Annotated in this window: 19 protein-coding genes; 10 read left to right on the top strand and 9 right to left on the bottom strand. The window is 45.4% G+C overall.

Annotated features, from left to right (window positions below; translation table 11 throughout):
* Positions 1 to 10: 10 nt before the first annotated feature.
* Both LKO26_RS06125 and msrB read right to left on the bottom strand, forming a co-directional pair.
* Entirely contained in the window at positions 11 to 769 is a 759-nt protein-coding gene (locus LKO26_RS06125) for a murein L,D-transpeptidase catalytic domain family protein (protein WP_227586967.1), read from the bottom strand.
* 110 nt (positions 770 to 879) lie between these two features.
* A complete protein-coding gene (gene msrB, locus LKO26_RS06120) occupies positions 880 to 1,335 on the bottom strand; it encodes a peptide-methionine (R)-S-oxide reductase MsrB (protein ID WP_227586966.1) in 456 nt (151 codons plus the stop codon).
* Between the two features lie 106 nt (positions 1,336 to 1,441).
* Here msrB and LKO26_RS06115 point away from each other — a divergent pair, with 106 nt between their 5' ends.
* Positions 1,442 to 2,686, top strand: a complete 1,245-nt coding sequence (locus tag LKO26_RS06115; protein WP_227586965.1) for a DUF445 domain-containing protein — start codon at positions 1,442 to 1,444, stop codon at positions 2,684 to 2,686.
* 7 nt (positions 2,687 to 2,693) lie between these two features.
* Here LKO26_RS06115 and LKO26_RS06110 read toward each other — a convergent pair whose 3' ends face one another.
* Positions 2,694 to 3,719 carry a quinone-dependent dihydroorotate dehydrogenase gene (locus LKO26_RS06110; protein ID WP_227586964.1) on the bottom strand — a complete coding sequence of 342 codons (1,026 nt, stop codon included), beginning with the start codon at positions 3,717 to 3,719 and terminating at the stop codon, positions 2,694 to 2,696.
* A 293-nt stretch (positions 3,720 to 4,012) separates the two neighbouring features.
* Between LKO26_RS06110 and LKO26_RS06105 the strand changes: the two genes are divergently transcribed.
* The 3 genes from LKO26_RS06105 to LKO26_RS06095 all read left to right on the top strand — a co-directional run bounded on the left by LKO26_RS06105 (position 4,013) and on the right by LKO26_RS06095 (position 7,394).
* The gene (locus LKO26_RS06105; protein WP_227586963.1) at positions 4,013 to 5,554 is read left to right on the top strand and encodes a glycine--tRNA ligase; all 1,542 of its coding nucleotides are present in this window, start codon (positions 4,013 to 4,015) and stop codon (positions 5,552 to 5,554) included.
* Between the two features lie 81 nt (positions 5,555 to 5,635).
* Positions 5,636 to 6,772 (top strand): serine hydrolase domain-containing protein, encoded by a 1,137-nt coding sequence (locus tag LKO26_RS06100; RefSeq protein ID WP_227586962.1) that lies wholly within the window; start codon positions 5,636 to 5,638, stop codon positions 6,770 to 6,772.
* Between the two features lie 7 nt (positions 6,773 to 6,779).
* A complete protein-coding gene (locus LKO26_RS06095) occupies positions 6,780 to 7,394 on the top strand; it encodes a YdeI/OmpD-associated family protein (protein ID WP_227586961.1) in 615 nt (204 codons plus the stop codon).
* 345 nt (positions 7,395 to 7,739) lie between these two features.
* Here the strand turns inward: LKO26_RS06095 and hemE are convergent, their stop codons facing one another.
* The 6 genes from hemE to LKO26_RS06065 are packed head-to-tail and all read right to left on the bottom strand — an operon-like array spanning position 7,740 to position 13,037.
* Positions 7,740 to 8,765, bottom strand: a complete 1,026-nt coding sequence (hemE, locus tag LKO26_RS06090; protein ID WP_227586960.1) for a uroporphyrinogen decarboxylase — start codon at positions 8,763 to 8,765, stop codon at positions 7,740 to 7,742.
* Entirely contained in the window at positions 8,758 to 9,432 is a 675-nt protein-coding gene (locus tag LKO26_RS06085) for a uroporphyrinogen-III synthase (protein ID WP_227586959.1), read from the bottom strand. Before LKO26_RS06085 ends, hemE begins: the two co-directional genes overlap by 8 nt.
* Positions 9,433 to 9,443: 11 nt before the next feature.
* Entirely contained in the window at positions 9,444 to 10,367 is a 924-nt protein-coding gene (hemC, locus tag LKO26_RS06080) for a hydroxymethylbilane synthase (RefSeq protein WP_410681560.1), read from the bottom strand.
* Positions 10,345 to 11,619: a glutamyl-tRNA reductase gene (gene hemA / locus LKO26_RS06075; RefSeq protein WP_227586957.1), complete on the bottom strand. Its 1,275-nt coding sequence runs from the start codon at positions 11,617 to 11,619 to the stop codon at positions 10,345 to 10,347. The genes hemC and hemA overlap by 23 nt, the downstream gene beginning before the upstream one ends.
* A 30-nt stretch (positions 11,620 to 11,649) precedes the next feature.
* Positions 11,650 to 12,531: a sporulation-delaying protein SdpB family protein gene (locus LKO26_RS06070; protein ID WP_227586956.1), complete on the bottom strand. Its 882-nt coding sequence runs from the start codon at positions 12,529 to 12,531 to the stop codon at positions 11,650 to 11,652.
* Positions 12,531 to 13,037 (bottom strand): hypothetical protein, encoded by a 507-nt coding sequence (locus LKO26_RS06065; protein ID WP_227586955.1) that lies wholly within the window; start codon positions 13,035 to 13,037, stop codon positions 12,531 to 12,533. Before LKO26_RS06065 ends, LKO26_RS06070 begins: the two co-directional genes overlap by 1 nt.
* 14 nt (positions 13,038 to 13,051) lie before the next feature.
* Here LKO26_RS06065 and LKO26_RS06060 point away from each other — a divergent pair, with 14 nt between their 5' ends.
* The 6 genes from LKO26_RS06060 (at position 13,052) to rodA (ending at position 19,095) form a co-directional block, all read left to right on the top strand.
* On the top strand, positions 13,052 to 13,225 hold the full coding sequence (locus LKO26_RS06060; protein ID WP_227586954.1) for a hypothetical protein: 174 nt from the start codon (positions 13,052 to 13,054) through the stop codon (positions 13,223 to 13,225).
* Between the two features lie 231 nt (positions 13,226 to 13,456).
* The gene (locus LKO26_RS06055) at positions 13,457 to 14,482 is read left to right on the top strand and encodes a rod shape-determining protein (protein WP_227586953.1); all 1,026 of its coding nucleotides are present in this window, start codon (positions 13,457 to 13,459) and stop codon (positions 14,480 to 14,482) included.
* 24 nt (positions 14,483 to 14,506) lie between these two features.
* Positions 14,507 to 15,361, top strand: coding sequence for a rod shape-determining protein MreC (gene mreC, locus LKO26_RS06050; protein WP_227586952.1), 855 nt, complete (start codon positions 14,507 to 14,509; stop codon positions 15,359 to 15,361).
* Entirely contained in the window at positions 15,354 to 15,860 is a 507-nt protein-coding gene (locus tag LKO26_RS06045; protein WP_227586951.1) for a rod shape-determining protein MreD, read from the top strand. The genes mreC and LKO26_RS06045 overlap by 8 nt, the downstream gene beginning before the upstream one ends.
* The gene (locus LKO26_RS06040) at positions 15,857 to 17,869 is read left to right on the top strand and encodes a peptidoglycan D,D-transpeptidase FtsI family protein (RefSeq protein WP_227586950.1); all 2,013 of its coding nucleotides are present in this window, start codon (positions 15,857 to 15,859) and stop codon (positions 17,867 to 17,869) included. Before LKO26_RS06045 ends, LKO26_RS06040 begins: the two co-directional genes overlap by 4 nt.
* On the top strand, positions 17,866 to 19,095 hold the full coding sequence (gene rodA / locus LKO26_RS06035; RefSeq protein ID WP_227586949.1) for a rod shape-determining protein RodA: 1,230 nt from the start codon (positions 17,866 to 17,868) through the stop codon (positions 19,093 to 19,095). The genes LKO26_RS06040 and rodA overlap by 4 nt, the downstream gene beginning before the upstream one ends.
* Positions 19,096 to 19,327 lie beyond the last annotated feature (232 nt).

Raw genomic sequence — 19,327 nt, 5'->3', positions numbered from 1 at the left:
ATGCTGATGCCTACAACCACTCCGAACTTTCCAGATAATTCCGGTCCGGATAGTAGATGAACAGCACACTTTGACCTTTAATGGTATTGATGATGGGTTCTGCCAAAGCACGGGGAACAGCGGGACAACCCCAGCTCCGGCCAATACGCTTATGCTGAGCGGCAAATTCTTCGCTCACATAATCAGCGCCGTGCATCACAATGGCGCGGGACAATGCCCGGTCATTGAAACCACGATCCATGCCATGGAGTTTCAGGGAATAACCATTCTCACCATGGTAGGTGACATCGGTCACATAAAAGCCCATGCTGCTCTGGTAAGAACTTTCAGTATTGGAAAACTTCGTGGCAAATTCTTCACCAGTATTTTTTCCGTGTGCCACCAGGGAATTAAACAGGATTTCACCGGTTTGGGTATCAATGACCCACATTCTTTTTTGGTTTGATGAGAGCGAGAAATCGCACACCGTAAGCAGATGAGACGATTCTGAAATTTTCCCCGCATTTTTCAGATTCTGAAATCCTGTGAGTGCATTATCCAGCACCTCAAAAGACAAGGCATTCATCCCGTTGAAATCCAACCGGTCATACAGCATCTCTGCCACAGATTTGACTTCGGGAGTTTCCAGGGTTGCAAAATGCACCTTAGCCGGTGCAGCAACGGTGTCTGCCTCTGCAGATGTTTCGGCTACTGTGTTCAGCCCGCTGGTAGATATATAGGAGGTGGCCACAACGAAAGTGACCGCCAGTGCGATGGTTAACTTTTTCATATTATGTTAAATAGATTTGACGGTGCAAATTTACAAAACGATACAAATCAACCAGTTAAATGCGAAAAGTTTAACGCTATTTAAGAAAAATTAACAGCAAAAATTTCCAGTTACTTTGGCATATTTTCGGAATCACCTACAAACTCGAGGCTCACAGAATTCATACAATAACGCATTCCCGTGGGTGGCGGACCGTCATTAAACACATGCCCCAGATGGCTGTCGCAACGTTTACAAACCACCTCTATCCGTTCCATTCCGTGAGAAGAATCCCGGTGATAGGCCACACCATCTTTATCCGCCTCAAAAAAACTGGGCCAGCCGCAGGTAGAGGCAAATTTGGAATCGGAGCGGAACAAATGATTGCCACAGACCGCACAGTAATACTCGCCAAGCTCATCAAACTCATTGTATTTACCGGTGAAAGGTCTTTCTGTGGCAGCTTCCCGGGCAATGGCGTACAAATCCGGAGACAGTACTTTTTTCCATTCATCATTAGGAATGGCAAGTTTTGCAGTATCGGTACGGGAATAATATGGATTGTTTTTTGATGAAGAATCTTGCATAACAGTAGTTTTTACGGGTTGCTGAGTCTGCGAACAACTTAGCAGAAACAGGAATAATAATAGTGAAACAAAAAATTTCATGCTCAAAATTACTAAATTTGAAATAATGAATGATCAAACGAAAAAGGCACAGCTCAGAAAATATAAAATGTTTGCCACCGGCCTCTTTGTTGCCATGGCGGTTATTTTTGTGGTAACCACCATTCTGCAGAAGACCAATGACTCCCACTGGATCGGCTATGTTCGTGCCTTTGCAGAAGCTGCGATGGTGGGTGCTCTGGCCGACTGGTTTGCGGTGACGGCACTCTTTAACTATCCGCTGGGTCTTCGGATTCCCCACACCAATCTTATTGAAAACAGCAAAGAACGCATTGGTGATAATCTGGGCAGTTTCGTGGTGGATAATTTTCTGTCACCACAGAACATCCGGCCTTATATTCAGCAACTCAAAATTTCCCATGCCACCGGCGAATGGCTTGCCAAAGAGCGGAATCAGGATATGCTGGTCACGGAATTATCACACATTGTACTGGATATTTTACAAAAACTGGAAGATGATGCGGTGGTGAAATTCATTGAAAAAAAGGCTTCGGAAATGACGGATGACCTGAAAATCAATACAATTGTGGGCAACGGCATTGACTATATTTTACATAAAAACGACCACCAGCGCATCATCACCGGTCTTTCCCGGCAGATTAAAGATTATGTACTGCAAAACGAAAGTCTGGTGAAAGAACGTGTAAAAAGTGAAAGCTATTTTCTGATTCCGAAGTTTGTGGATGATGCGATTGCAGACAAAATTACATCCGGATTATCCCGATATTTTGAGGAAGTGGAAACCGATCAAGATCATTCGCTCCGGGCTGAAATAAGCCGTAAAATTGCAGATTTTTCACGGGAAATCCAGACGGAGGAGAAATGGGAACAGGAATTCCGCAGCCTGAAAAATGATTTCCTGAATGAGGACAAACTGCACCGGTACTCCAGCGACATCTGGCAATCCATTAAAAAATCACTGACTGCTGAACTCGAAGATCCGGAATCAGCGCTGAAGCTTTACATCCGCAGGAATCTGGCAGAACTTGCTGATAACCTGCAGCGGGATCCTGCTTTACAGCATAAAATTGATCACTGGATTCGTGTCACTGCTTACAAATATATTCTGAAAAACACCCATCACTTCGGAAACCTCATCAGCGCTACGGTAGGCAACTGGCAGGGCCGGGAACTGAGCCGGAAACTTGAGCTGGAAGTAGGTAAAGATTTACAGTTCATCCGGGTAAACGGAACTCTGGTGGGCGGACTGGTAGGGCTGGTAATCTATACCATTGCCCATTTTTTCATTTAAACGTCTGCTATCTTCTGGGAAGTCTGCCTGCACGCTTCAGCAGTTCACTGTTGATATCATGGATCAGCTGAGGTCCCTCGTAGATGAATCCAGTGTAAAGCTGAACCAGTGTCGCACCGGCATCCAGTTTTTCCAGCGCATCCTTGGCACTGTGAATGCCACCAACGCCTATAATCGGGAATGCACTGTTGCTCTTTTCAGACAAAAAACGAATGACTTCTGTAGATCTTTTGGTGAGTGGTTTTCCGGAAAGACCACCAGTTTCGGTTTTATTTGCGGAAACCAGTGCGTCCCGGGAGAGCGTGGTATTGGTAGCAATAACTCCGGCAATCTTTGTTTCGCTGACGATGTCAATGATATCCAGCAGCTGATCATCTGTAAGATCGGGTGCAATTTTCAGCAGTATGGGTTTGGCAGATGGCATTTCAGCATTCTTCTGCATCAGCTCACCTAAAAGTTTCGTTAAAGGTTCTTTTTCCTGAAGTGCACGAAGGTTCGGTGTATTGGGCGAGGATACGTTGACCACGAAATAATCCACAACGGGATAGAGTTTATCAAAGCAAATCAGGTAATCCTGCACGGCTTGCTCATTGGGTGTCACTTTATTTTTACCAATATTGCCTCCGATGAGGACATTTTTATTACTCTTCAGTCGTTCCACGGCTGCGTCTACCCCGCCGTTATTGAATCCCATCCGGTTGATGATGGCTGAATCTTCCGGCAAGCGGAATAATCTTTTCTTAGGATTTCCATCTTGTGCTTTGGGTGTAAGCGTGCCAATTTCTATAAATCCGAATCCCAGCCCGGAGAGTTCTTTGAACATTTTGGCATCCTTATCAAAACCTGCGGCCAGGCCCACCGGATTTTTAAACTTCAGACCAAAAACCTCACGTTCCAGCCTTTTGTCTGCGATGGGTTTCGGGAGAAACAATCTGGCCAGTCCACCAAAATTCTTTAGCGCAGAGAACGTAAAGTAGTGGATTTTTTCCGGATCAAATTGAAACAGCAGCGGGCGGATTAAGGATTTGTACATGTGCAGGAATTTTTAAAATGCGTTCTTTTATAAATGGGTTTTTTCAATGGTAAATCCTGAGGATTTATCAACCCGAAAATCACGGCCTAAAGATACTTAAAAGAGAAGAAAAAGGCAATTGCAACCAGAAAAAAATAACCCGCTGTAACCCGGTCAAAGTTTCTAAAACAGACGCACTTTTCATAAGTGTGACACACCCTGCAAAATAACAGCTTTACTCTGGCGCTTTAAAAGTGCTGAAAACAAGTTAATCAGGTTAAAATTTCCTATTTTTGCACAAATTCTAATACAAAATGGCAAAACAGGAAGATGTTTTCAGAAGATTGATTTCGCATGCCAAGGAATATGGTTTCATATTTCCTTCCAGCGAAATATACGACGGACTTTCAGCAATCTACGATTACGGACAAAACGGAGCGGAACTCAAAAACAATATCAAGCAGTACTGGTGGAAAGCCATGGTGCAGCTGAACGATAATATTGTGGGCATTGATTCGGCAATTTTTATGCATCCTACGATCTGGAAAGCTTCCGGCCATGTGGATGCATTCAATGATCCGCTCATAGACAATAAAGATTCCAAAAAACGCTTCCGTGCAGATGTTCTGCTGGAAGATTATTGCGCCAAACTGGAAGATAAAGCCCAGAAAGAAATAGACAAGGCCGCCAAAAGATTTGGCGAAGCTTTTGACCAAAACGAATTTGAAACCACCAATCCACGGGTTCTGGAATACCGGGAAAAACAGAAAACCATTCTGGGCAGAATGGCAAAATCACTGGACAACAACGATTTGGCAGACATTAAATCCCTGATTGAAGAACTGGAAATTGCAGATCCGGACACCGGTTCCAAAAACTGGACAGACGTACGTCAGTTCAACCTGATGTTCGGTACCAAGCTTGGTGCGGCTTCAGAAAATGCCACTGACCTGTACCTGAGACCGGAAACCGCCCAGGGAATCTTTGTGAATTTCCTGAATGTACAGAAAACCTCCCGCCACAAACTGCCATTCGGGATCGCTCAGATTGGAAAAGCATTCCGCAATGAGATCGTAGCCAGACAATTCATCTTCCGGATGCGTGAATTTGAGCAGATGGAAATGCAATTCTTCGTACCACCGGGCACCGAACTGGGCTTTTACGAAGAATGGAAGCAAAAGCGCCTGAACTGGCACCTTGCACTGGGGCTGGGACAAGAAAACTATCGTTTCCACGATCATGAAAAACTGGCCCACTATGCCAATGCTGCTGCCGATATTGAATTCAGATTCCCGTTCGGATTCAAGGAACTGGAAGGCATCCATTCCCGTACAGATTTTGACCTGAATGCCCATGAGCAACATTCCGGCAGAAAACTTCAGTACTTTGACAATGAACGAAACGAAAACTATGTTCCCTATGTGGTGGAAACTTCGGTAGGTCTGGACCGTCTGTTCCTGGCCATCTTCTCCAACTCACTGAAGGACGAAGTTCTGGAAGACGGCTCAGAGCGCACGGTGTTGTCACTGCCCCCTGCACTGGCACCAGTGAAAGCCGCCATTTTACCGTTGATGAAAAAAGACGGTTTGGGCGAATATGGAGAAAAAATCTTCAACGACCTGAAGTATGATTTCAACATGATTTACGAAGACAAAGACAGCATAGGCAAGCGCTACCGCAGACAGGATGCCATAGGCACCCCCTTCTGCATCACCATAGATCACGATACCCTGACAGACCATACCGTGACTCTGAGAGACCGCGACACCATGAAACAGGAACGCGTTCCCGTGGCTGACCTGCGCAGAATCATTGACGAAAAAACGAATTTCAGAAATCTTCTGTCGAAAATATAGAATAAAATACCGCAGGTATTCCTCAAAAGTTTCGGAGCAATCCGGGACTTTTTTGTTTAAATTTGCTTAAACCTTCGTTCAATGAAAAAATTACCCGCAATTCTGGGCGGTGCTGCCGCAGCTGTCATCGCCGGAATTCTGATATACGATTATGCTTATCTTTTCAAAGGGATTAAAAAAACCTACCTCCGCGGACAGCGCAGTGCGACTATAGATGACCTGAAACTTTTCAGCGGAAATCCCGTAAAAGCAGGAAAACCAAGATTGTGGGAAGAACATGAAGACTATAACACCCACCCGCTATCGGCAGCACTTCGCGAGAATCTGGAGTCTACCCGCACGGCATCTTTCCTGGTCGTGAAAAACGGTAAAATGCTGCATGAAGAATACTGGAACGGGCACAACGAAAGCACCCTTACCAATTCCTTTTCCATGGCCAAAACCGTGACCGCCATGCTGTTGGGCAAAGCGATAGAAGAAGGAAAAATAAAAAGCCTTGATCAGAAATTCACCGATTTTTACGCCGGATTTGCCCAAAAAGAACACGGCGAACATCTCACCCTGCGCCACCTTGCCGAAATGGAAGCCGGACTGGACTGGGACGAAGATTATAAAAATCCCTTCAAGCCCAATGCCAGAGCATATTACGGGAATTCTGTGGCCAAAGCCGTCTTCAGCAGGAAACTGAAGGTACAGCCCGGCACCCGTTTCGAATACCAAAGCGGGGCGACCCAGCTCCTGGGATTTGCCATCCGCAAAGCTGTGGGCCAGACGCTGGCAGATTACCTCTCAGAAAAATTCTGGATTCCGATGGGCATGGAAAGTCATGCCGCATGGACTACCGATGATACGGGAATGGAAAAGACTTTTTGTTGCATCCACGCAGTCTCAAGAGACTTTGCCAAATTCGGGCAATTGTTCCTGGACGGCGGCAAAGTGGGAGACGACACCCTGCTGAACGCCGACTTTCTGCAGCAGATCATTACACCTACAGAAAAATCCGGCGGCATTTACGGTCTTAGCATGTGGATTAATCATGACCATGAAATTAAACATTATTTCTTTCAGGGAAACCAGGGGCAGAACATCATTGTCATTCCGGAGGAGCAGATGGTCATCGTAAGAACCGGCAGCTATAATAACCAGCCCAAGAATGACCGGGGAAGACCCGAACAAGTCCGGTTTATGGTGAACGAAACCGTACAAATCTTTAAATAAAATCATCATGGAAAAATACAGTGCAGAAGTAGATCATTATCTGGAAAACGCTCAGGAATTTGCCAGACCGGTGCTGAGCTACCTCCGTGAAACCGTACACGAAGTCTGTCCGGAAGCTACAGAAACCATCAAATGGCGTTATCCCACCTTCATGTACAACGGCAAAATTCTCTGTTCGCTGGTGGGTTTCAAAAATTACTGCAGCATGGGTTTCTGGCTGCACAGCGAAATGAAAACCTTGCAGGAACTGAAGCTGAAGGTAGAAGCTTCGCCGTCTTCCAGCCTCGGGAAAGTGACCCGTACAGAAGAATTGCCCTCCAAAGCCCAACTGACCAAATGCATTCTGGAAGCCATGCAACTGACCGATATGGGCGTGAAACCCAATATGAAAGCAGCACCGTCCTCTGTGCCGGATTTGCCCGGAGATTTTGCTGCCGCACTGAAAGAAAATCCTGCTGCCGATTCTATATTTACAGCAGCGTCACCCTCTTTCCGGAAAGAATATATTCTCTGGATTACCGATGCCAAAACGGAGGTTACACGCCAGAAGCGCATGACCCAGGCGGTGGAATGGATTTCTGAAAAAAAAGGCCGCAACTGGAAGTACGAGAAGAAAAAGTAAGCCGCCAGCTCAGCTCCCGGAATTGGCGGAGTTAATCCGTGTGTCTTACGAAATCAACTTCCATGTAGTCAATCCTTTCGTGTGGCCGGTAATCTTCTGCCTTAAAAGACCAAAACAGCTTGCACAGAATCTAGATATGCGTCATCTGTTTTCTGTTTCTCATACTGTTACTCCATAATTAATTTCTTATTACCACGCGATGCAATAGCGCGAATGGTCTGCATAGTGGTAAATATATTCATTATTTTTGAAATCGAAAAAGTCTTCGGCAGTTGGGAAGCTTCTTGAATTTTGAACATAAAAAAACCGCAGACCGTGCTGCGGCTTTACTTTTAAAACAATCATCTAAGGCTTCCACTCCACTACTGCGCGGATAAATGCTTCTGCATTTTCTACGGGAATATTCGGCAGAATGCCGTGGCCCAGATTCACGATGTATCGGTCTTTGCCAAAGCGTGAAATCATCTCGTGCACCATTCTGCGGATGGTTTCCGGTGATGAATGCAGTCTGGCAGGATCAAAATTCCCCTGCAGCGTAATGTTATGATTTGTCAGGGTTCTGGCATATTCCGGAGACAGGGTCCAGTCTACACCCAGGGCAGACACCGGACTCAGTGTCATTTCTTCCAGTGCAAACCAGCAACCTTTGCCAAAAACCACCACATGCGTCAGTTCTGCCAGCGCATCTACAATCTGACGGATGTATTTCCAAGAAAACTCCTGATAATCTTCCGGCGAAAGCATGCCGCCCCAACTGTCGAAAATCTGAACTGCAGAAACTCCTTTTTCCACTTTACGCTTCAGATAAGCGATGGTGGTATCAGTAATTTTCTGAAGCAATAAATGTGCGGCTTCGGGCTGGGTAAAACAAAATCCTTTAGCGATATCAAACGCTTTGCTCCCTTTACCTTCCACGCAATAGCAGAGGATGGTCCATGGCGAACCGGCAAATCCGATCAGCGGGATTTCATGATCCAGTTTTTCAAGTGTCATCTCTATAGCTTCAAAAACGTAGCCCAGGGTATCATTCACGTCGGGAACCACTACATTCTGCACCTGCTCCATGGTACGGATGGGATTGTCCAGCCACGGTCCTACAGACTCCTTCATTTTAAAATCAATGCCCATGGCTTGTGGCACTACCAGAATATCCGAAAAGAGAATGGCCGCATCCAGGGGGAAACGGCGGATGGGCTGTACGGTAATTTCCGAGGCCAGCTCCGGGGTCTGACAGCGGGTGAAGAAATCGTATTGATTCCGGAGTTCTATAAATTCCGGCAAATATCTGCCGGCCTGGCGCATCATCCACACAGGTGGACGTTCTACAGTTTCGCCTCTCAGGGCCTTCAGGTACAGGTCGTTCTTAATCATGATGTATAATTGTTTCCAGTAAATCCTCAAAATGGCTTTCGGTACTGGTGTAAATTTTATCTTTGGTGTGCTTTCTGAGCTCCAGAGTTGTAGTGTGGCCCAGGGAGAACAGTTCTTTTCCTTCTATGGAATTATGTCTTACAAAGCTGCGTACGCCGCTGGGGCTGAAAAACGCTACGGCATCATACGAAGTTTCCACCTTGGGATACAGGAGTTCCGTTTCGTACATAAAGACTTTTTTATATGAAATATTCTGCAGGGGCAGGGTCTTATTCAGCACATCCAGCGCCAGATTTCCACAGAAATGCAGGAATTGTTCTTTGGCTGAATTTTCGATAATAAATTCTGAGAGTTCCTGGGCATGTCGTTTCATTTTAAAAGAGCCGAAACCATACTGCCGAAGCTTCCGTTTAGTTTTGGGACCTACACAATAGATCCGGTTATAATTTTTATCGGTAAAATCTTCATTAGGCTTAAAACCATTATTGAAAAAAGAATCCACGGCATTCACGCTTGTGAAAATCAGGGACTTGTTCTTCAGATCAAAAGGCTGAACGGCCAGTGGTTTCATTTTAATCACATCTACCACATCATATGAAAAACGATTCCCGAATTTCTCGGAAATCATCTTTTTATCTACTCTTTTTTTGGCAAATAAAACCTTCATTACCGTAAAAACTAATCCTTCAGTGATTTTTTAATTTCTTCCATTAACTGGCGACCGCCATTGTCCAAAACTTTATCTGCGATTTCCTTACCATAATCACGATGCGGCTCCGGAGCGAAAATTTCATCTACATCAATGCAATTTTTACCATCCAGCGAGCACAGTCTGCCTGTAAAACGGATTTCATTTTCTAGGCATTCTGCAAATGCACCTATGGGAGCGGTACAGCCACCCTCTAGCGCATTCAGGAAATTTCGTTCTATCTTTACACATAATTCTGTTTCGGCATGGGTAATCTGTCTCAGCATTTGGTTTACTTCCTCATTATCAGCACGTCCCGCTACTGCAACCACTCCTTGTGCAGGAGCAGAAATCATGATCGGTAACTCTTCATATTCCAGATTCAGATTCATTCTTTTGATGCCTGCCAGCGAAAAAATAGTGGCGTCAAAATCCAGATCTTCCAGTTTTTGAAGTCGGGTTTGCACATTTCCGCGGATGTCTGAAAATTCTGTTCCGGGAAACTCTTTCAGCCAGAATGCTCTTCTGCGCAGGCTGCTGGTAGCCACTTTCAGATCTTTGAGCGGTTTATCTGCCGCACTGCTTTTCCTCACCAGCACATCTTGTCTGAAATCACGCGGCAGATAGGCAACCAGTTCTATATTTTCGGGCAGCTGGGTGGGCACATCTTTCAGGGAATGCACGGCAATGTCTATTTCACCATTCAGCAGGGCTGCATCCAGATCCCGGGTAAAAATGCCGGTAATCCCCATGGCGTATAACGGCTGGGTCAGATTTTTATCGCCGGATGAAATGATGGGTACAATTTCAGTTTTGTGGTTCAGGTTCTGCAGATGTCTGGCTACTTCCCGCGCCTGCCACATGGCCAGCGGCGAATTTCTGGTGCCTATTTTAATGCTTTTCATTGAATTCATTATGAGGTTGTTCCACTAAAATTTCGTGCATCAGTTTGCTCACTTCGTCTGCCTTCCACGGATGGTCAATGATGTATTTCGCGAAGCGGTTGGTAATTTTCTGAATCAGTTTGTCTGTAAGCTCCATGTCCTCTACGTCTATATAGCGGTGCTTGCGGTGTATATTGTGCATTTCGTTGCGTTCCATATTTTTCAGAACAGCTTTGAAATGGTGTATTTTCGGTGCCATTTTACGGTTTTGTTCCCATTCGGTAAAATCACGGGTCATTTCCTTGATGATTTCCTCTGCTTTGGGAATTTCTTTTTTGCGCTGTGCCATGGTTTCCTGAATGTGTGCGGAAAGTTGATCCACATCTACCAGTTTCACATTCGGATTCTCGGTCACGTTTTTATCTACATTATGCGGAATCGCCAGGTCAATCACCAGGGTTTCCTTCCCGTTCGGGAAATGGGATTTATTGATAATGGGATGTGCTGCGCCAGTGGCTACAATCAGGATATCGGTCTGTTTCAGTTCATCGTCCAGAAAATCCAGTGCCATGTGGGGAATATTGTATTTTTCTGAGATCTTTGCAGCTTTTTCCAGCGAACGGTTCATCACCTTTACATTGGGTTCAAAAATATGTTTCAGCAGATTTTCTACGGTATTCTGACCAATCTCACCGGTACCCAGCAGCAAAATATTTTTGTCTGCCAGTTGTTTTTGATGATTAAGAATATAATGGACAGCAGCGTAGGAAACTGAGGCTGCACCATTGGAGATGCCGGTTTCATTTTTAATTTTCTTGGATATCTGAATGGCAGAGTTAATGGCTCTTTCCAGATAGGGATTGCTTTTATCTTTCTCCTTTTTGAAACGGTTGTAAGCATTTTTAATCTGCCCGATGATTTCAAAATCGCCGATGATCTGACTTTCTAAACCTCCGGCCACACGGAACAGGTGATTCAGTGCCTCTTCGCGGGTATAAATATTGGCAAAATGAAGAAAATCCGTAAAGCTGACCCCTGTTGTTTTGCAAAACTCTTCGGCTACCAGCAGATAATTTGGAGAGGTGGTGTAGATTTCCGTACGGTTACAGGTAGATACCACAAAAGCATCCCCTACATTTTCATTATGCAGGGAGTGTACAAAATCTTTAATATGCTCCTCGAAAAAAGCAAATTTGCCTCTGGTTTCGGCATCAGCCTTCTCATAACTGACACTTAACACCGCAAAATTCGAGGTTTTATGTATATCCGAAAGCTGGTTCATAGTGCAACCGCAAAAATACGCAAATTTTAATTAATAAACGCCCTCTGCGGGGTGATGCTTATCAGTCTTTTGTACCCCAGGAAACGCCATCCGGAAACCTGGATCCCAAAGATAAAACACCAGCATTCCCATCATGACCAGGAAAAATGAAAACAACCCGTGAACCAGCGCAATAGCCAAATGAAACAACACTGCAGGCAGCCACAATTTCCGGCGGATTTTCACATTCATAAACAACGCCGCAGCCATCAGAAATTCAAAAAGCAACACCGACCAGGTCATCACCATCAGTATGCCTTCTGATTCAAAAATCCAGTTGAAAGGCCGGAGCAGATACGGAGGCGCACCGTACACCTCGTCATTAAAATGATAATACAGGGCTGTTCCGTCCCGCCATTCGGCCACCCGGATCAGTTTGCCTGCTGCCGCAATGAAATACACCACAGCTACCTGCAAGCGGATTAAAAATAACGCCAGGCGTCCGGTCCACAATTCGGCCGGTGACTGCATCACCTCCTGCTGCCAGTGATTGGTGCGCCGGTCCAGCAGTGTGACCGGAACAAGAAGAAAGGTGGCAATGGTCATTAACTGATCTCCCCCCTCCAGGATATAGCTTGCGCTGTAAAAATTGAGCGTGAGCCACCAATGCAAAACTCCCGTAACTCTGGGATACCAGCCGAGGATAACACCCCACAGCACTACAGAGGATAACACTTTGGCAACCAGAAGGTTTTCACGGAAAATATAGAAAATATTAAGTTTCACCAGCAGACTCTCACCATCCAGAAAATCCATGTGCACCGGCGGAAACAATGTTTCACTGCCACTGAAAATCAGGGTACACCATAAGCTGAGGGCCAGCAGCGACCTTCCCAAACCATATACCTGAGTAAAAACAGATTTCACAACCATTATTCGCATTGGATGATGACGGATTGACAAGACTTATTGAGAAGCTTTCCGGAAACCGGCAGCCGGTGGTTAATTTTGACCAGCAGATAACGGCCTTCTTTCAGAAAAGTAAAAAACGGATGCTTCTTCACAGTGATTTCACGGACACCAGGAGGCACCTGCTCCGGATCCGCATGTGCAGTCCACAGACTGTCTGCAATATGATGATTAAACCACTGTCTTTCATAATCGATTTTCCGGGCTTTCCGGGAGATGCCGAAGAGATTCCCGGCCTCTGCGTTTTTAAGGGTGACCTTTGACCATTTTCCGGCATTTGCTTCGTACAGCACATAAGTATCCTTCAGTTCCGGGTTCATAAACAAAATCCAACCCTGAGGAAATATTTTCAGAATATTTCGTTTTACAGACACTTCATCATTCAGCTGCAATCCGGAATTCAACAAGATCAGCAGCGCAATGAAAACCGCGAAAAGAGCAAGCCGAAAATAAGCGCGAAAAGAACTCATAATCAATAGGTTATTTGATTCCCAAAAACTGTCAGCAAAAAGATGACGAGCACCAGCAGAACACTGACCACAACCATCCGCCAGACGGCTCTCCCACTGATTACTCCATGCCGGTAACCGCCGCGTATGATGAAAACCTGAGCAAGCAGAAGCAAGACCAAAGCAATTTCCCGCACTACGAAAGTTAACCCCGGAATCAGGATCATGGTCAGCATGAGGCCAAAAACAATGATCAGTGGAACTATATACCTGCGACGCTTCATTTCATAAAATCAGTACAAAACTAATGGATATCTCTCATTTTCACACTAAATTTTAATAAAACTTTAACCAAAAATTGCCATTCTACAAGTTTTAGAATGGTTCTAAATTTATATCTTTGTGCACTTGATTTATACATTAGAAACAGGAAGAAGATTATGGGTTTATTTGATATGTTCACGCAGGAAATTGCCATTGACCTTGGAACAGCTAACACACTGATTATACATAACAACAAGATCGTGATAGACCAGCCGTCTATCGTGGCGATAGAGCGTTCATCCGGCAAACCGATTGCGGTAGGAGAACAGGCCAAGCACATGCAGGGGAAGACACACGAAGATATAAAAACCATCCGCCCGCTGAAAGACGGTGTCATTGCAGATTTCCACGCTTCTGAGCACATGATAAAGGAATTCATCAAGAAAATTCCCGGAATCAAAGGAAAACTCATACAGCCGGCCCTCAGAATTGTTATCTGTATTCCATCCGGCATTACAGAAGTAGAAAAAAGAGCGGTACGGGATTCTGCTCAAAAGGTGAATGCCAAGGAAATTCGCCTGATTTACGAACCGATGGCGGCTGCCATAGGGGTAGGTATTGATGTACAGAAGCCCGAAGGAAATATGATTATTGACATAGGTGGCGGAACCACAGAAATTGCGGTGGTAGCTCTGGGCGGAATTGTCTGTGACAAATCTGTGAAAATTGCAGGAGATGTGTTTACCAATGATATCGCCTATTACCTGAGAACCCATCACAACCTGTACATTGGAGAAAGAACCTCCGAGAGAATTAAAATTGAAGTAGGCTCCGCACTGGAAGAACTGGATGTGGACGTGGAAGATATCCCGGTACAGGGTAGAGACCTGATTACCGGTAAACCAAAAGAAATTATGGTGGGCTATAAAGAAATTGCCCGCGCACTGGACAAATCAATTATCCGTATAGAAGATGCCGTAATGGAAACCCTTTCCCTTACGCCACCGGAACTGGCGGCAGATATTTACAAAACCGGAATTTATCTGGCCGGAGGCGGAGCGTTGCTAAGAGGTCTGGCAGACAGACTTCACAAGAAAACCGGATTGCCGGTTTTTGTAGCCGAAGATCCGCTGAGAGCAGTTGTACGCGGCACCGGAATTGCGCTGAAAAACATGGACAAATTTAACTTCCTGATTAAATAGGATTAACACCACTGCATATCTGGGATGGGATTTTTGATGAGATTATTTTCAAAGAACGGTCTTTTTATGTTCTTTATAATGCTGCAAATCATAGCATTAGTGCTCATCTTTACCCGAAACACCATGCAACAGTCCTGGATTGCGGCCCAAAGTGCGGCTCTGAATTCTTGGGCATCCGGCTATATAGACAAAGGGACTTCTTACCTGAAACTCAAGCAGATTAATGACGAACTGGTAGCGCAGAACAAAGCGCTGATGGAGGAATTATATGGAAAAGATGCCCTTAAAAAACCGGAGTTCAGAAAAGTTCATGACACCCTGGGCGGCGGCCAGATTTACACTTTTGTAGATGGCGAAATCGTGTATAACAGCATCAACCGGAAAGATAATTATTTCACCATCAACCGCGGAAGAAGAGACGGGGTGTACCCGAAAATGGGCGTAATCGCTCCCCGTGGCATAGCAGGAATCGTGATCAACACCACCAATGATTATGCACTGGTACAGTCTGTGCTGAGTGTGAATAAAATTCGGGTGAACGCATCACTGAAGAAATCCGGGTACTTCGGAACACTTACCTGGAAGGGCGAAAATTCACGGATTATGCACTTGTCAGACATTCCGAAATACGTTCCCCTGCAAGTGGGAGACACAGTAGAAACAGACGGCAAATCTGCCATCTTCCCGAAAGGCGTGATGATTGGAACGGTAGCCGGTTATGAAGTAGACAGCAAGACCGGATTCTGGGATATTTCTGTGGAACTGAGTGAAAAGATGGGCACCCTGAGCAAAATTTATGTGGTAAAAAATCTGAAAAGAGCCGAGGTTGAGAGAATTCAGGATACCCTTACTGCCACCATAAAACGCGAAAATGATTAGCAGAACCTTATTTACAGACATCATTCTTATTGCATTTCTTATCGCTTTGCAAATATTTGTACTGAACCGCATTACCCTGTTTGGTGAGTACACGCCGGTGCTGTATCCTGTTTTTGTGATGTTTTACCCGTTCTTCCGGAATAAGTATCAGTTTTTACTCCTCAGCTTTCTGCTGGGACTGGGTATTGATGCGTTTTTAGGAACATGGGGCATCAATGCCTTTGCGACTACGGCAATTGCCTATTTCCGGACGTTGATTTTCCGGACGTCCACAGATACCACCACTGATTTTTTCACTTTTTCTACCCTGCAGTGGCCCCGCTTTCTGCTGTTTGTACTTTCCAGTATCTTTTTTCATCAGTTCATGGTACAGTATATTGAATTTTTCAAGTTAAGCCGTTTTTTTGATATTTTTCTTAATATCTTAGTATCCAGTATTTTTTCGTTTGTATTTATTATACTGTACGTCTTGATTTTTAAAATTAAACAAAGGGTGTGAAGCCACAATATCTCAAAATTGTTTCGATATTAATTCTTATTGCTGTAATTTTTATAGCAAGGCTGGCGTATTTGCAGCTCTTCACAGACCGGTACGCACTCAATGCTGCCAATACTTCCATTAAAACAGAATACATTATTCCGCAGCGGGGAGTGATATTTGACCGAAACGGTAAGATTCTGGTGGGCAACCAGCCGGCTTATGAAATTTCCTTCACGCAGGCGCTTATGCGTCCGGATTTCGACACGATGGGATTTTGCAGTCTGGCAGGCCTCACCAAAAAAGAATTCGAAGAAAAAATAGAAGCCATACGCAACGAAAAATATTATTCCAAGCTCACCCCCATGACTTTCATGAAGAACCTGAGCCGGGAAGAAGTGGCCAGAATACAGGAAATCATCTTTAAATATCCTGCATTTAATATTGTACAGAGACCACAGCGCCAGTACGAAGTGTCCACCTCCGGTAACCTGCTGGGGTATACTAATGAGGTAAACGAAAGCGACATTAAAAAAGATTCCCTCTATTATCGCCCGGGAGATAACATCGGAAAATCGGGCGTAGAAAAGTCTTACGAAAAACAACTGCGCGGCGAAAAAGGCATGCGCTACATCCAGAAAGACATCAAACTCCGGGATATTGGCTCCTATAAAGACGGCGAACTGGACAAGGAAGAGGTCACCGGAAAAGATATTACACTTACCATTGATTATGACCTGCAAAGAATGGCCGAGGAAATGATGGTGAACAAACGCGGCGCCATAGTGGCACTCGATCCCAAAACAGGTGAAATTCTGGTGCTGGCTACAGGTCCGGACATTGACCCCAAACTCTTTACCGGACCCAACAAATCCAAAGAAATCAACAAACTATTGCGGGACGATTTTAATAAACCCATGTTCGACCGCTCTACACAATCTGCACACATGCCCGGCTCCACATTCAAAATGTTTACGGCCCTTGCCGGGATGCAAATGGGCGTGATGGACGAAAACACGATTTTTCCGTGTGGCGGCGGTTTCAACTATAAAGGTTTGCGCATCAAAGGTCACGGTGGCGCAGATCCGCTGGTACCGGCCATCCGGGTATCCAGTAACTGTTATTTTTCCTATGCTTTTCTGGCCATCGTCGGGAAATATCCGGGTAACCCGTCAAAAGGTGTGGATGAATGGAAAAAAATAATGGAGAGTTTCGGCTTTGGCGTTTATCTAAATAATGACCTGGCTACCGGTGTACCCGGCAGAATCCCGAGTGGTGAATTCTATGAAAAAAGAGCCAAAACCAAAAACTGGAGCCCGCTCTCTACCGGTGCCGTTTTCAACGGAATGGGTCAGGGAGATGTGATGCTCACCCCACTGCAACTGGCCAATGGAATGGCAGCCATTGCCAATAAAGGCTGGTATTACACCCCTCACATTGTAAAATCCATAGACGGAAAACCCAACCCTGACCCCAGATTCAGCGTTAAACATAAAACACTGGTAGATCCCAAACATTACGAACCCATTCTGCAAGGCATGGAGCAAGTGGTGCTGAACGGTACCGCCAGAAGCCTGAGATCCACAGAATTTACACAGCTGGCCAAAACCGGTACCGCGCAAGTACCTCAGGGTAAGGATAATTCCGTTTTTGTACTGATTGCCCCTGCAGAAGATCCCCAGATCGTCGTGGTGGCACTGATGGAACATGCCGGATTCGGGGCCACGTGGGCTGGTCCCGCTTCTACAGTGATTGCCGAGCAGTACCTCACCGGAGACCTGAAAAGGGAACACTTGTATAAGAAAATGGTGAACGCCAGCTTTATGCCGGAATATGAAAGACAATGGATTGCAGACCTGAAGAGAAAAGGTCTGTACAAAGAACCGGACAAAGATTCTGTACTGCTGAAAAATATTGAGGCCAAACTCAAAACCACCAAAACCGCAGAAGAACGCGCCACATTACTGTATCAGCGTGATTCTCTGAAAATCCGAATACAGAATAAACCACCCAAAACCCCTGCAAAATGAAGTGGACAGAAGGACTGGATAAATTCGGGCTCGGGCTTTATTTTTTAATATGCCTCTTTGCCATCGCCAATATTTTCAGCGTGGACGAAGGTCTGGGCAAAAAACAACTTATTTTCTTCATCATTTCCTGCATAGCCGGAATCGTCATCTTTCTTTCCCGCTCCAAGCTGTTTGAAAATATGGCCGGTATTTTCTACATACTCGGCGTGCTGTTGCTCATCGGGCTCTTCCCTTTCGGCACCGAAATTCTGGGGCAGAAAAACTGGTACAAGTTCGGTGGATTTACCATGCAGCCGGTAGAATTCGCAAAAATAGGCACAGCACTCATGCTGGCCAATTATGTATCCGGCCCGGATTTTAATATTCAGAACCGCAGATCCCTGCTTACCGCCATTGCCATTATTGCAGTACCGGCTACGGTTGTGCTGGCCATTCCGGATGTGGGTTCGGTACTGGTTTTTACCGCTTTCTTTATTGCTTTGTTCCGGGAAGGCCTCTCCGGCTGGTTCTTTGGCGTAGGCTTTATTCTGGCCGCCGTATTTCTGGTATCCATAGCGGTAGATCCGCTCTATGTGGTGCTCGCGCTTTTGGCCCTCACCGCGCTATATCTGTTGTTTAACTTCAGAAAAATAAACTGGAATATATTCAGCATTGCATCTGTCGTGGGTGTTTTGGCAATTCTCAGTGCCATTTCCTTTGCCACACCGGCGGTGCTGGAGAAACTTCCCAAGCATCAGCGCGAACGGATTGAGGTACTTTACAAAGGTGAAAAAGCATTCCGCGACACTTCCGGTTATAATCTTTTGTATTCCAAAACAGCCATCGGCTCCGGCGGACTGACCGGTAAAGGGTACAAACAAGGCTCTGTAACCCAGGGAAAATTTGTACCTGAGCAGGAAACCGATTATATCTTCTGTACCGTGGGAGAAGAATGGGGCTTTGTGGGCAGCACCCTGCTCATTCTTGCTTATGCCCTGTACATCGGGCGTATTTATTACCTGGCAGAAAAGCAAAAATCGCAGTTTAACCGCGTTTTCGGATACAGTTTTGCGTCGGTCCTGCTGATGCACTTTTCCATCAACATCGGTATGGTGATGGGACTGTTTCCTACGGTGGGCATCCCGCTTCCGTACTTCAGTTATGGCGGGAGTTCGCTGCTGGCATTTTCCATCATGACCTTTATCTTCTTCAAACTGAACTACGCAGACAAGAATTCCCTGGTATAAGATTATACCTGTTTGTTTCACCACTTTGATGCAGAATAAGGAGCACCTCGTGTGCCGCTTCAACCGGCGGGACTCACCTGCTCTCCGCTATTACTCCTCCAGGATTCCCACGGTTAAAACCGTGGGAATCCTGTGCGGGGTAGCCGCTCAGATCAGGGCTATGTTGACGCCAGGGAGTAATTTCACCCGCCTCATGCAAAAACTGACAACAAATTATCATTAATCTGCATAT

The organism is Chryseobacterium sp. MFBS3-17 (assembly GCF_020687745.1).
Taxonomy (GTDB): domain Bacteria; phylum Bacteroidota; class Bacteroidia; order Flavobacteriales; family Weeksellaceae; genus Marnyiella.
Note: the sequence above shows the minus strand (reverse complement) of the source record. Positions and strands in the feature narration are given on the sequence as shown.

Bases quoted from the DNA above. Each gene is read 5' to 3' on its own strand.
- LKO26_RS06115 (WP_227586965.1), top strand. From the start codon at position 1,442: ATGAATGATCAAACGAAAAAGGCACAGCTCAGAAAATATAAAATGTTT.
- LKO26_RS06125 (WP_227586967.1), bottom strand. From the start codon at position 769: ATGAAAAAGTTAACCATCGCACTGGCGGTCACTTTCGTTGTGGCCACC.
- LKO26_RS06045 (WP_227586951.1), top strand. From the start codon at position 15,354: ATGATTAGCAGAACCTTATTTACAGACATCATTCTTATTGCATTTCTT.
- LKO26_RS06070 (WP_227586956.1), bottom strand. From the start codon at position 12,531: ATGGTTGTGAAATCTGTTTTTACTCAGGTATATGGTTTGGGAAGGTCG.
- hemC (WP_410681560.1), bottom strand. From the start codon at position 10,367: ATGAATTCAATGAAAAGCATTAAAATAGGCACCAGAAATTCGCCGCTG.
- LKO26_RS06110 (WP_227586964.1), bottom strand. From the start codon at position 3,719: ATGTACAAATCCTTAATCCGCCCGCTGCTGTTTCAATTTGATCCGGAA.
- hemE (WP_227586960.1), bottom strand. From the start codon at position 8,765: ATGATTAAGAACGACCTGTACCTGAAGGCCCTGAGAGGCGAAACTGTA.
- LKO26_RS06065 (WP_227586955.1), bottom strand. From the start codon at position 13,037: ATGAGTTCTTTTCGCGCTTATTTTCGGCTTGCTCTTTTCGCGGTTTTC.
- hemA (WP_227586957.1), bottom strand. From the start codon at position 11,619: ATGAACCAGCTTTCGGATATACATAAAACCTCGAATTTTGCGGTGTTA.
- LKO26_RS06100 (WP_227586962.1), top strand. From the start codon at position 5,636: ATGAAAAAATTACCCGCAATTCTGGGCGGTGCTGCCGCAGCTGTCATC.
- LKO26_RS06085 (WP_227586959.1), bottom strand. From the start codon at position 9,432: ATGAAGGTTTTATTTGCCAAAAAAAGAGTAGATAAAAAGATGATTTCC.
- mreC (WP_227586952.1), top strand. From the start codon at position 14,507: ATGGGATTTTTGATGAGATTATTTTCAAAGAACGGTCTTTTTATGTTC.
- rodA (WP_227586949.1), top strand. From the start codon at position 17,866: ATGAAGTGGACAGAAGGACTGGATAAATTCGGGCTCGGGCTTTATTTT.
- LKO26_RS06055 (WP_227586953.1), top strand. From the start codon at position 13,457: ATGGGTTTATTTGATATGTTCACGCAGGAAATTGCCATTGACCTTGGA.
- msrB (WP_227586966.1), bottom strand. From the start codon at position 1,335: ATGCAAGATTCTTCATCAAAAAACAATCCATATTATTCCCGTACCGAT.
- LKO26_RS06105 (WP_227586963.1), top strand. From the start codon at position 4,013: ATGGCAAAACAGGAAGATGTTTTCAGAAGATTGATTTCGCATGCCAAG.
- LKO26_RS06095 (WP_227586961.1), top strand. From the start codon at position 6,780: ATGGAAAAATACAGTGCAGAAGTAGATCATTATCTGGAAAACGCTCAG.